This window comes from Methylobacterium sp. Leaf100 (genome assembly GCF_001422845.1).
Classification (GTDB): Bacteria; Pseudomonadota; Alphaproteobacteria; order Rhizobiales; family Beijerinckiaceae; genus Methylobacterium.
Genome location: NZ_LMMW01000045.1, coordinates 35,112 through 47,224, shown reverse-complemented (window position 1 = coordinate 47,224; position 12,113 = coordinate 35,112). Strand labels below are relative to the sequence as shown.

Genomic DNA, 12,113 nt, shown 5'->3' with positions numbered 1-12,113 from the left:
GGTTGCCCTCAGGGCAGGATCGGCTGCGGCTCGGCGCAGGCCCGCTCCGCCTCGCCAAGAAGGTCCATCGGACGCCACGGCTTCGGGATGAACACAGCCTGAGGGGCGAGGCTACCCGGTCGCTGCGTGCGCTGACCCGAAGTGACGACGAGCCGGGTCATCGGCCACAGCAGGGCGATGGCGGACGCGAGCTGAACCCCATCCATGACGCCCGACAGATGCACGTCGGCAAACACCAGGGACACGTCGCCGCCACGCGTGCGCATGATCTCGATGGCCGCCTCGGCGCTGTCGCACCCCACGACACCGAGCTCGGTCTCCTCGAGCAAGGCCTCCGCCAGGGCCCGGGTGGTCGCGTCATCCTCGACCACGAGGGCGAGTTTGCCCGATTTGGAGGTGGGCTTGCCGGCGATGGGGTTAGGGACGACAGGGGCGGGCTCGGGTTGGCGAACCTGGCGCACGAGGGCGGCCAAGTGCTCAGGCACCCCTTCGGCGATGAGATCGTCGTAGAACGAGGCCAGGGCCTGACCGATTCGGTCGAGGGACAGACTCGGGCTCAGGGTGTCGGCGGGACCGAACACACCTCCCTCTGGCACGCGACGGTGCGGCGTGCCGTTCGTATCGGCCTCGAAATCGGCCAAGCGGAGCCTCCAGCGTTACGGTCTCGTGGTGGGCCGAGTGTCGGACACACCTACATTAAAGCCGGGAGGGCACGCTGGGTTGCCGAAAATCCGATCGTGCTTTCGCGATGCGGGCGCGGATCAGTCCGCAGAGGCGTCCGCATAGGCCATGACGCCGGCCACGGAGCGGACATCCCGGTAGCGGGCGCCGCGCGCGCTCATCATCGCCTCGAACTTCTCGTGAACCTGGGCCACGGACAGGCTCGTCGCCTTGCGGCGTCCGCGCTGAGCCGCGAAGAAGATCGTCTTGTTGGCGCGCGCGGGCCCCGGCAGCATCTGGGCGGCGGCGGCCTTGGGCTTGTCGGCAACGGTGGCGAGGAACTCCTCGGCGTCGTCCGGTCCGAGGAAGTGGGCGAGATAGACCTCCCCCAGCGACAGGTCGCGGCCGATGCGCAGGGCGATGCGGGCGGCGTCGCGCTTGAGCATCTCACCGGCCATGAGGGCGGAGAGGTAGGGGTCGCGGCGCAGTTCGAGGATGCGGGTGCGCTCGGCCGGATCGGCGACGGCGGGGCGGCCGTTGTCGCCCGTCGTCACGAGGGCGGCGTCCTGCGTCAGCCCGTGCTTGGGTCCGAAATCACGCACCACGCCGAGCCAGGTCCGCTCGATGAACTGGAACAGGCCGGTGGCCGAGGAGGTCTGGGCCTGCACCTCGGTCTTGAAGCTCGATTCCTTATCGGCCACCGCCATGAGCAGCACCGGGTCGGTCTGCACGGCCTGGGCCGCGCGGACGATCTTCTGCACGAGGTGGCGGCGGATCTTCATCGGGCCGAACTCGAGGACGTCGTTGGGATCGCCCACCGCGCTTTCGGTGATGAGGAAGTCGTACGAGACCCGGTCGACGGCGTTGGAGCCGAGTTCGGTATCGAGGTCGTGGATCGGCGCGAAGGCGGACGACGCGGAGAGGACGCTCGCAGGAGTCCCGAGAATGGCGGGCGGGGCGATCTGAACGCGCGGGCGGGGCATCGCCACGGTGGTCATGGCCTGAGCCGACTGAACCACGCCACCGAGGCCGGACCCGGCCGGACCGACCCCGTTGAGGAGGGCCACGCTGAGCCCACCGACGAGAAGCGTCACCAGGAGGACGGAGCGCGTCAGCGCCGCCCGGCTGCCGTGTTCGCGGCCGACGCGGCCGCCGAGGGTCAGGGCGTCGGAAGTGGGGGACGAAACGATCGCGGCGGAACGACCGCGGAGGGGACCCTTGACGGGACCGTTGGCGAGGGCAGTCCGTGACGATCCGACCGTGCGACCCTGCATGTGCTCTCTTCGTCCCCGCGGCTGGTAACTACGGGGAGAGATTAACTTGACAGATGTGGCGACAACACGGCTCCGCTCGTGGCGAAGCCGTGGCGGCCGAGTTTTCCTCAGGCGATGCGCGCCTTGAGGGCGGCCACGACGGCATCGCCCATCCCGGCGGTGCCGAGCGCCTGTGCGCCCTCGGCGGCGATGTCCCGGGTGCGGGCACCATTGGCGAGGGCGTCCGTGATCGCGCCGTCGAGGAGATCCGCCGCCTCACCGAGGCCGAACGAGTAGCGCAGGGCCATGGCCAGCGACCCGATCATCGCGAGGGGGTTGGCGATGTCGCGCCCGGCGATGTCCGGTGCCGAGCCGTGCACGGGCTCGTAGAGGGCTTTTCGCGAACCCTTGTCATCGACGGCGCCCAGCGACGCCGAGGGCAGCATGCCCAGGGACCCGGTGAGCATGGCGGCCACGTCGGAGAGCACGTCGCCGAACAGGTTGTCGGTCACGAGCACGTCGTACTGCTTCGGGCGGCGCACGAGCTGCATGGCGCAATTGTCGGCGAGCACGTGCTCCAGGGCCACGTCCGTGTACTCGGCATGGACACGGGTGACGACCTCCTTCCACAGGACGCCGGACTTCATCACGTTGTGCTTCTCGGCCGAGGCGACCCGGCCCGAACGCTTGCGCGCCAGATCGAAGGCGACGTGGGCGATGCGCTCGATCTCGCCCGTGGTGTAGACCTGGGTGTCGACGGCGCGCTTCGACCCGTCGGGCAGGGTGGTGATCTCCTTCGGCTCCCCGAAGTACACGCCGCCGGTGAGCTCGCGTACGATCATGATGTCGAGGCCCTCGACGAGCTCGCGCTTGAGGGCGGAGGCGTCGGCGAGCGCCGGGTAGCAGATCGCCGGACGCAGATTCGCGAACAAGCCCAGATCCTTGCGCAGGCGGAGAAGGCCCGATTCGGGGCGGATCTCGTAGGCGACGTCGGCCCATTTCGGACCGCCGACGGCGCCGAGCAGCACCGCATCGGCCGCATCCGCCCGGGCGAGGGCCGCGTCGGTGAGCGCCACGCCGTGGGCGTCGATGGCGCTGCCGCCGACGAGGTCGTGCTCGGTCTCGAACGCCGCGATGCCGGCCTGCCCCAGGAAGCCGATCACCGTCTCGACCTGTGCCATCACCTCGGGGCCGATGCCGTCGCCGGGCAGGAGGAGGAGCTTGTAGGTGGTCATGGGATCAACTCGCCTGGGTTCATCGTCCCGTCGGACGCTGTACGATGGGCTGCGGCGGAGCCGCAGCATTTGGGGTTGCGGGTGTTCAGACCTTCCGCGCCACGGTGAACCGCGCCGCGTCCCGCAGGATCTGGGCCCTGTCGCCCCAGGCCGAGACCGCATCCTCGCAGACGCCCACGAGACGGTCGCACTCCGCGCGTGCGCCGTCGAGGCCGAGGCGGTCGACGAGGGTGGCCTTGCCGGCGTCCTTGTCCTTGCCCGTCGCCTTGCCCATGGCTTCCGCCGAGGCTTCGCGGTCGAGGATGTCGTCGGCGATCTGGAAGGCCTGACCCAGGGCGTGGCCGTAGCGCAGGAGCGCGCGACGCTGGTCCGGCGTCGCGCTGCCCACGATGGCGCCGGCCTCCACCGAGAAGGCCAGGATCGCGCCGGTCTTCATGGCCTGGAGCTGCAAGGTATCGTCGACGGTGAGCGAGACGGCTCCGAAGCGCCCTTCCGCCCCGAGATCGAGGAGCTGGCCGCCGACCATGCCGCCGAGGCCCGAGGCCTTGGCGAGGCCGAGTACGAGATCGGCCCGGATGGCAGGATCGGGCTGCCAGGCCGAATCGGCCAGGACTTCGAAGGCCAGAGTTTGAAGCGCGTCGCCGACCAGGATCGCGGTGGCCTCGTCGTAGGCCTTGTGCACGGTCGGCTTGCCGCGCCGCAGGTCGTCGTCGTCCATGGCCGGCATGTCGTCGTGGACGAGGGAGTAGCAATGCACGAGTTCGATGGCCGAGCCGGCGGCGAGCGCCCCGGCCTCGGGGCCGCCGAGCATGCGGGCGGTCTCGACGGCGAGGAACGGGCGCAGGCGCTTGCCGCCGCCGAGCACGGCGTGGCGCATGGCCTCCATCAGGCGCACGGGGCGGGTGATCTCGCCGGCTTGCGTCTCGGCGGTCAGGCGGTCGGCGAGCCAGGCCTCGACGGTGTCGGCCACCGTGGCGAGCCTGTGGGAAAACGCGTCGACCGGGGCATCCGCCTTGACCGAAGCGTGAGATCCTTGCGTTGACGTCATGGTCGGGCGGGCCTTCGGAAGTGTGAGCGTGGCGCGAGCGGAGGAGGTTCGAATTCAGGACGAGGCCGAGAGTGCCGAGCGGCCCCTGCGGCGCAGGCCGCCCCAGGCAGCCGCACGCCCGGCCCGTGGCCGCGGCCTGCGCAGGCTCGTCGGCCTCGTGCTGCTGGTGCCCGCCCTCGCGGTGGGTTTCCTGCTCGTCATGGCGCTCGTCTATAGCGCGGTGACCCCGCCCTCAACCCTGATGCTCGGGCGATGGGCGGCCCTCAAGGCCGTCGACCGGCAGGCCGTGGCCCTGTCGGCGATCTCGCCCCACCTCGTCCAGGCGGTGATCGCCTCGGAGGACCAGCGGTTCTGCCTGCATGGCGGCGTCGATTGGAACGCCCTTCGGGACGTGGTCGACGACGAGGAAGGCCCGAGCCGCGGCGCCTCGACGATCTCGATGCAGACCGTGAAGAACGTGTTCCTGTGGCCGGGGCGGTCGGTCCTGCGCAAGGGCCTCGAGATTCCCCTGGCCCTGGCGACGGATGCCCTGTGGGGCAAGCGCCGGATGCTCGAGGTCTACCTCAACGTCGCCGAGTGGGGCGAGGGGGTGTTCGGAGCCGAAGCCGCGGCACAGCGCTGGTTCGGCAAACCCGCGCGCGACCTGACGCGCGCGGAGGCGGCCCTGCTCGCGGCGGTGCTGCCCAATCCGATCCTGCGAAACCCGGCCCTGCCGTCGCGCGGCGTTCGCGCGGCGGCCGCTCGCATCCAGGCGCGCATGAACGGGGTGGGCGGGCTGATGGGCTGCCTCAAACGATAGCCCCACCTCGACACCCAGGGCGCGGAGGCGGCGGCGGGAAACGCCGTCGCGGTTCGTGACCCGCGTTTGAGGATTTCTCGATGCGGCCGACGTGATATCGCGATCCGCCCGGTGATTCGGCGCCGGCCTCGATTCCGGACGATCGCACGCCATGCTCCGCATGCTCCCACGCCCATCCCTCCGCGTTGCGGCCGTCCTCCTGTCGGCGAACCTGTTCACATCGGTCTCGGTCTCGCCCGCCCGGGCGAACGACAGCGCGGCGGAACTCGACGCCGGCGGTCTCGTCCTGGTGAAGGACCGAGACATCGGTCTCGTTCGCGAGGATCTGCGCATCGGCCTCGAACGAATCACCGTGCGCTACGTCTTCCGCAATCGCTCGGCGAGCCCCCGCACCGTGCGGGTGGCCTTCCCGCTGCCCCCCATCGATGGCGCCGAACTCTCTTTTTCGGCCCAGGATCTGCCCGATGAATCGAGCGCCAACTTCGTCGGCTTCACGGTGGCGGTGGACGGCATACCCCTGACCCCGCAACTCGAGGAGCGCGCCTTCCTCGGGGACCGCGAGGTCGGCGATCTCCTGCGCAAGCACGCCATTCCCCTCAACCCCATGCGGCGCGACGACCTCGCCAAGGCGCTGGCCAACCTGTCGCGGCCCGCACGGGCCGAACTCGTCGCCGCCAAGCTGATTCCGGAGGCAGCCGAGATGGGCGAGGGCCTCTGGCGCAGCGAAGCGAAATTCCATTGGGACCAGACGTTTCCGCCGGGGCGCGACCTCGTCGTCGAGCACGTCTACCGACCGGTCAACGGCAGTCTGCTGATCGGCGAGAGCGACCTCAAGGACCAGGCTTTCCGCGCCCGCTACTGCCTCGACGATGCGGGGGCGGCGGGGCTGCGCCGGATCATCGCCGCCGCGGGGGCGAAGCCGGTCGATGCGGGCGGAGGCCCGAACGCCGTCGTCCGCGCCGTGGTGGTCCCCTACATCGTCACCACGGCACGCAACTGGGCCGGCACCATCGGGACTTTCGCGCTCACCGTCGACAAGGGGCATCCCAAGACTCTGGTGAGCCTGTGCCGAAACGGCCTCGTCAAGACCGGCCCCACGACCTTCGCCTTCACCGCCACCGACTTCGTACCCGATGCCGATCTGAGGGTGCTCTACGTCTCGCCGGATGCGGAGGCGCTCGGCATCCGTTAGAGGAGGCAGGAACGCTTCCAGAGAGACACGCGATGACCGAGCCGACCTTCGAACTCACCCTGGAGCGCATCGCGCTGATCCGCCGGATGGTGGTGGCCTGGAACCGGGAGGGGAGCGGCGCCCCCATCGTCCATCCGGACGCGCCCTACGGCAGCACGGATCGGGACGGCGACATCTTCAATGTCACCGGCGACGACGACGGCGCGGACGAGGAGCACCGGACCCTCGGCGACGGGCTGGCGGTGTTCTGCGCGAACGCGGTCCTCAAACCGGGGCGCTACGCCTATCACAACACCCTGGCCAAGCTCGATTCGGCCGATGTCGGCGACGTGTTCCGCGACGAGACCACCGGCGAGACGCCGGAGCACGTCACCTTCGACATCACAGCCGAGCATATCGCCCTGGTGCAGGCCCTGAACGTGGTGTGGGACACGGCCCGCGACGTGCCGGCCATCGACGTAGCCCGGCCCTACGGCACCGCCTCGGAGCCGCCGGTCCTGCACCACGAGATGCAGCCGGCCCTGCAGATCTTTTTGCGGTACGCCGATCTCGGACCGGGGATGTTCCGGCGGGGCGCGACCGACTGGGTCTCGGCCTGACGATCGGTCCGAAAAGCCCTCCCCCGAGACGGGGGAGGGTGCGGAGGATCAGGCGCCGAGCTTCTTCTTGCGCTGGGCGAGGGTGCGCAGGCGCAGGGCATTGAGCTTGATGAAGCCCGCCGCGTCGCGGTGATCGTAGGCCACGGCCCCTTCCTCGAAGGTGACGAGGTCCTGATCGTAGAGTGAGTTCGGGCTGGTGCGGCCGATCACGTGGATGCCGCCCTTGTAGAGCTTCAGCCGGACCTCGCCGGTGACCATCTCCTGGCTCTTGTCGATGAGGGCCTGGAGCATTTCCCGCTCCGGTGAGAACCAGAAGCCGTTGTAGATCAGCTCCGCATATTGCGGCATGATCTGGTCCTTGAGGTGCGCCGCACCCCGGTCGAGGGTGATCGACTCGATGGCGCGGTGGGCCGGCAGCAGGATGGTGCCGCCCGGCGTCTCGTACATGCCGCGGCTCTTCATGCCGACGAAGCGGTTCTCCACGAGATCGAGGCGGCCGATGCCGTTGTCGTGGCCGAGCTGGTTGAGCTTGGCGAGCAGCGAGGCTGGCGACAGCGCCTCGCCGTCGATGGAGACGGCGTCGCCCTTCTCGAAGCCGATGGTGACGATGGTGGGGGTATCGGGCGCCTCTTCCGGCGACAGCGTGCGGGAATAGACGTAGTCCGGCACCTCGTCGGCGGGATCCTCGAGCACCTTGCCCTCGGAGGAGGCGTGCAGGAGGTTGGCGTCCACCGAGAACGGGCTCTCGCCGCGCTTGTCCTTCGAGATCGGGATCTGGTGCTGTTCGGCGAAGGCGATGAGCTGCTCGCGGCTCTTCAGGTCCCACTCACGCCACGGGGCGATGACGGTCACGTCGGGCTTGAGCGCATAATAGCCGAGCTCGAACCGCACCTGATCGTTGCCCTTGCCGGTGGCGCCGTGACAGACGGCATCCGCGCCGAGGCGCTCGGCGATCTCGATCTGCTTCTTCGCGATCAGCGGCCGGGCGATGGAGGTGCCGAGGAGATAGACCCCCTCGTAGACCGCGTTGGCGCGAAACATCGGGAAGACGTAGTCCCGCACGAACTCCTCGCGCAGATCCTCGATGAAGATGTTCTCGGGCTTGATGCCGAGGAGCTCGGCCTTCTTGCGCGCCGGCTCCAGTTCCTCGCCCTGGCCGAGATCGGCCGTGAAGGTGATGACCTCGCAGCCATAGGTGGTCTGCAGCCACTTCAGGATGATCGAGGTGTCGAGACCGCCCGAATAGGCTAGCACGACCTTGTTGACGGGCTTCGGGTTCGCGTCTGGCATCGGACTCGCTTCGGGTTCGGACATCGGGCGTATAGCGCGGCTTATCAGCGGAGCGATGGACGGTGCAACCGCCGTGCCGCCGACGCGTTCGTCAGCGTGACAGTGGCCCAGGCGACCTTGCCCCCGTCGCTCCCAGGGGCCAATCTGGCCGCTTCCAGAGAATCCGGAGATTCGACGTATGCCGCGCCGGCCGACCCTCGAATTCTGGTACGAGTTCGCATCCACCTATTCCTATCTCTCGGCCCTGCGGATCGACGCCCTCGCGGACGCGGCCGGTGTCGAGGTGCGCTGGCGGCCCTTCCTCGTCGGGCCGATCTTCGCCGCCCAGGGCTGGAACTCATCACCGTTCAACCTCTACCCGGCCAAGGGTCGCAACATGTGGCGCGACGTGGAGCGCGAGGCCGCCCGGATCGGCCTGCCGCCGGTGACGCGTCCCGATCCGTTCCCGCAGAACAGCCTCAGCGCCACGCGGGCCGCCACCTACGGCATGGACCACGACTGGCTCGTGCCGTTCTCGAAGGCGGTCTACGAGGCCGAATTCGCGCGCGGACAGTCCATCGCCGAACCGCCCGCCGTGGTCGCCCTGCTCAACGGCCTCGGCCTCGACGGGACGATCATCCTCAAGCAGGCGGCATCGGAAACGAACAAGGGGCGCCTGCGCGTCAACGGCGAGGAAGCGCGCTCACGCGGGATCTTCGGCGCACCGACCTTCCTCACCGGCGACGGCGAATTGTTCTGGGGCAACGACCGCCTCGAGCAGGCGCTCGCCTGGGCGGCGGGCGACCGGCCCGGGGCCATGCGGGAGTAGGCGTTTCGCCCCGAGCCGATCGGGATTAGAACCCGGCCCGACCTCTCCTCGATCCCGGGCCGCCCCATGCGCTTCGACCGTCGGCATTTTCTCGCCTCCACCGCCGCCATCGGCCTCGCGGGCGCCGGTCGGGCGTTCGCCCAGGGCTACGGCCAGACCTACAAGGTCGACAGCGACGAGGGCCGCCCCGTCGCCAACATGCGCCTGCCCGGCGAGATCGTCGGCGAGATTCCGGGCCTGAAGGGGGTGACCTATATCGGGCCCGCCGAGGCCGAGACGACCCTGTACGAGTTCTTCGACTACAATTGCCCGTACTGCCGAAAGGCCGCCTCCGACATGGTTTCGCTGGCGGAGAGCGATTCCACCCTGCGCATCGGCCTCGTCAACAATCCGATCCTCGCGCCCCAATCGGCCCAGGCCGCCAAGGTGGTGCTGGCCGTGCAACGCCGGCTCGGCTCGGCCGCCGCATGGAGCCTGTACCGAATCCTTCTCGCCGGACGCGGCACCATCGACGGTACCGGCGCCCTCAAGGCCGCGGCCAAGCTCGGCGTGCCGTCCGCCGAGCTGGAGACCATCGGCGACAGCGAGGAAGTCCGCCTCGCCCTGAAGGCCCAGATGCGGATGGCGGCCGATCTCGGGCTTGCCGCCACACCGTCCTACGTGCTCGGCAACACGGGCCTCCTCGGGCATCCCGGCGCTAAGTCCCTGGCCCGGATGATCGCGGCCACGCGGCGTTGCGACCGGATCGCCTGCTGACGCCCGCCTCACCTTCGCCACCGTTCGGCGCGACCGCGTGTTCGAGACGCTGCTGCGTCGCACGAGCGGCCGTGCCCCGATCGGGCGCGCAACCCCCTCGACGGGCTGTCCCGTGTCGGCGTGGCCGATCGTCTTGCGCCCCTAGAACCCGCATGCTAGGCCCTCGCCGCGCCGGAAGGGCGGGTTTTTCCATGACCCGCGCAGACCGGCACGTTCCCAATCCTGACGGTTTCGCAAACCTGCGCCGGATACGGCACGCGGTGGCCGAAACCCTAGGGCCGGATTGAAGAGAGAGCGGCGCGTGGCGCAGAACGGTTCCGAGGCGGCTTCCCCGGTTGCAGGCGTGGCGGCGCGCTATGCGTCGGCCCTGTTCGAGCTGGCGCGCGACGAGCGCAATGTCGATGGCGTGGCGGAGAGCCTGGAGCGCTTCGGCGGCCTGCTCAACGAGAGCGCGGATCTGCGCCGTCTCGTGCGCAGCCCGGTTTTCTCCGGAGCCGAGCAGGAGGCCGCCATCGGCGCCGTGCTCGACAAGGCGGGCATCACCGGTCTCGGTGCGAACTTCATCCGCCTCGCCGCCGCCAACCGCCGCCTGTTCGCCCTGCCGGACATGATCCGCGCGTTCCGTGTGCTGGTCCGTGGATCCAAGGGCATCGTCCGCGCCGAGGTCACCGTCGCCGAGCGCCCCTCCGACGCCGTCGTCGAGGAGATCAAGGCCAGCTTGCGCGATGTCGCCCGCGCCGAGATCGACCTCGACCTCAGGATCGACCCCAGCCTGATCGGCGGCCTCGTGGTCAAGATCGGCAGCCGCATGGTGGACGCTTCCCTGCGGACCAAGCTCAACGGTATTCGCCTCGCGATGCGGGAAGCCCGGTAAGAACCCGTCAGGGTTCCCCCGCTCCCGTTCTCCACCCCATTCAATCAATCAACGACAAGAGGCCCGACGATGGATATCCGCGCCGCCGAGATCTCCGCGATCCTGAAGGATCAGATCAAGAATTTCGGCCAGGAAGCCGAAGTCTCCGAGGTGGGCCAGGTCCTGTCCGTCGGTGACGGCATCGCCCGCGCCTATGGCCTCGACAGCGTCCAGGCCGGCGAGATGGTCGAGTTCGAGTCGGGCGTGCGCGGCATGGCCCTCAACCTCGAGCAGGACAACGTCGGCATCGTGATCTTCGGGTCCGATCGCGACATCAAGGAAGGCCAGACCGTCAAGCGCACGGGCGCCATCGTGGACGTGCCCGTCGGCAAGGCGCTGCTCGGCCGCGTCGTCGACGCACTGGGCAACCCCATCGACGGCAAGGGCCCCATCGCCACCACCGAGCGTCGCCGCGTCGACGTGAAGGCCCCGGGCATCATCCCGCGGAAATCCGTGCACGAGCCGATGGCCACCGGCCTCAAGGCTATCGACGCGCTGATCCCCGTCGGCCGCGGCCAGCGCGAGCTGATCATCGGTGATCGCCAGACCGGCAAGACCGCCATCGCCCTCGACACCATCCTGAACCAGAAGCCGGCCCACGCGGGCACCGACGAGAACGCCAAGCTCTACTGCGTCTACGTCGCCATCGGCCAGAAGCGCTCCACCGTCGCCCAGTTCGTGAAGTCCCTCGAGGACAACGGCGCACTCGAATACTCCATCGTCATCGCCGCAACTGCGTCGGACGCGGCACCGATGCAGTTCATCGCGCCCTTCGCCGGCTGCGCCATGGGCGAGTACTTCCGCGACAACGGCATGCACGCCGTGATCGTGTACGACGATCTCTCCAAGCAGGCCGTGGCCTACCGTCAGATGTCCCTTCTGCTGCGCCGCCCGCCGGGTCGCGAGGCCTATCCCGGCGACGTGTTCTACCTGCATTCGCGGCTTCTCGAGCGCGCCGCCAAGATGGGTGACGCCGCCGGCAACGGCTCGCTCACCGCGCTTCCGGTCATCGAGACCCAGGCCAACGACGTCTCGGCCTACATCCCCACCAACGTCATCTCGATCACCGACGGCCAGATCTTCCTCGAGACCGACCTGTTCTACCAGGGCATCCGCCCGGCGGTGAACGTCGGCCTCTCGGTCTCGCGCGTGGGCTCCTCGGCCCAGACGAAGGCGATGAAGAAGGTCGCCGGCAAGATCAAGGGCGAGCTCGCGCAGTACCGCGAGATGGCCGCCTTCGCGCAGTTCGGCTCGGATCTGGACGCCTCGACCCAGAAGCTCCTGAATCGCGGCTCGCGCCTCACCGAGCTCCTGAAGCAGCCGCAGTTCTCGCCGCTGAAGATGGAAGAGCAGGTCGCTGTGATCTATGCCGGCGTCAACGGCTACCTCGACGCCCTGCCGGTCTCGAAGGTCCGTCCGTTCGAGGACGCCTTGCTCTCGACCCTGCGCACCAAGCACGCCGATCTGCTCGCCAAGATCCGCGACTCGAAGGATCTGTCCGACGACAGCGCCAAGACGCTGAAGGGCGTCGTCGAGGCCGTGGCCAAGTCGTTAGCCTGA

General features: G+C 69.0%; 12 protein-coding genes. 7 read left to right on the top strand and 5 right to left on the bottom strand.

Features of this window, described 5'->3' with window-relative positions; translation table 11 throughout:
• Window positions 1-8 precede the first annotated feature (8 nt).
• From ASF25_RS16260 to ASF25_RS16245, 4 genes are all read right to left on the bottom strand, one after another.
• The gene (locus ASF25_RS16260; protein WP_056306122.1) at window positions 9-548 is read right to left on the bottom strand and encodes a response regulator; all 540 of its coding nucleotides are present in this window, start codon (window positions 546-548) and stop codon (window positions 9-11) included.
• A 213-nt stretch (window positions 549-761) separates the two neighbouring features.
• The gene (locus ASF25_RS16255) at window positions 762-1,934 is read right to left on the bottom strand and encodes a transglycosylase SLT domain-containing protein (RefSeq protein ID WP_056305906.1); all 1,173 of its coding nucleotides are present in this window, start codon (window positions 1,932-1,934) and stop codon (window positions 762-764) included.
• 107 nt (window positions 1,935-2,041) lie between these two features.
• Window positions 2,042-3,148, bottom strand: coding sequence for a 3-isopropylmalate dehydrogenase (gene leuB / locus ASF25_RS16250; RefSeq protein ID WP_056305904.1), 1,107 nt, complete (start codon window positions 3,146-3,148; stop codon window positions 2,042-2,044).
• 85 nt (window positions 3,149-3,233) lie between these two features.
• Window positions 3,234-4,196 carry a polyprenyl synthetase family protein gene (locus tag ASF25_RS16245; protein WP_056305902.1) on the bottom strand — a complete coding sequence of 321 codons (963 nt, stop codon included), beginning with the start codon at window positions 4,194-4,196 and terminating at the stop codon, window positions 3,234-3,236.
• Between the two features lie 85 nt (window positions 4,197-4,281).
• Here ASF25_RS16245 and mtgA point away from each other — a divergent pair, with 85 nt between their 5' ends.
• The 3 genes from mtgA (at window position 4,282) to ASF25_RS16230 (ending at window position 6,786) form a co-directional block, all read left to right on the top strand.
• A complete protein-coding gene (gene mtgA / locus ASF25_RS16240) occupies window positions 4,282-4,995 on the top strand; it encodes a monofunctional biosynthetic peptidoglycan transglycosylase (protein ID WP_244473074.1) in 714 nt (237 codons plus the stop codon).
• A gap of 151 nt (window positions 4,996-5,146) precedes the next feature.
• Window positions 5,147-6,187: a DUF4424 family protein gene (locus tag ASF25_RS16235; protein WP_244473064.1), complete on the top strand. Its 1,041-nt coding sequence runs from the start codon at window positions 5,147-5,149 to the stop codon at window positions 6,185-6,187.
• Window positions 6,188-6,219: 32 nt separating this feature from the next.
• Window positions 6,220-6,786 (top strand): hypothetical protein, encoded by a 567-nt coding sequence (locus ASF25_RS16230; RefSeq protein ID WP_056305900.1) that lies wholly within the window; start codon window positions 6,220-6,222, stop codon window positions 6,784-6,786.
• Window positions 6,787-6,834: 48 nt separating this feature from the next.
• Here ASF25_RS16230 and ASF25_RS16225 read toward each other — a convergent pair whose 3' ends face one another.
• Window positions 6,835-8,076, bottom strand: coding sequence for an argininosuccinate synthase (locus ASF25_RS16225; RefSeq protein WP_056174143.1), 1,242 nt, complete (start codon window positions 8,074-8,076; stop codon window positions 6,835-6,837).
• A 178-nt stretch (window positions 8,077-8,254) separates the two neighbouring features.
• On the opposite strand from ASF25_RS16225, the gene ASF25_RS16220 reads away from it, so the two are divergent.
• From ASF25_RS16220 to atpA, 4 genes are all read left to right on the top strand, one after another.
• Complete coding sequence (locus ASF25_RS16220; RefSeq protein ID WP_056305899.1) at window positions 8,255-8,884, top strand: 2-hydroxychromene-2-carboxylate isomerase; 630 nt, start codon at window positions 8,255-8,257, stop codon at window positions 8,882-8,884.
• Between the two features lie 66 nt (window positions 8,885-8,950).
• Window positions 8,951-9,640 carry a DsbA family protein gene (locus ASF25_RS16215; RefSeq protein ID WP_056305897.1) on the top strand — a complete coding sequence of 230 codons (690 nt, stop codon included), beginning with the start codon at window positions 8,951-8,953 and terminating at the stop codon, window positions 9,638-9,640.
• 301 nt (window positions 9,641-9,941) lie between these two features.
• Window positions 9,942-10,514: a F0F1 ATP synthase subunit delta gene (locus ASF25_RS16210; RefSeq protein ID WP_056305895.1), complete on the top strand. Its 573-nt coding sequence runs from the start codon at window positions 9,942-9,944 to the stop codon at window positions 10,512-10,514.
• A gap of 69 nt (window positions 10,515-10,583) precedes the next feature.
• Entirely contained in the window at window positions 10,584-12,113 is a 1,530-nt protein-coding gene (gene atpA / locus ASF25_RS16205; protein ID WP_056173645.1) for a F0F1 ATP synthase subunit alpha, read from the top strand.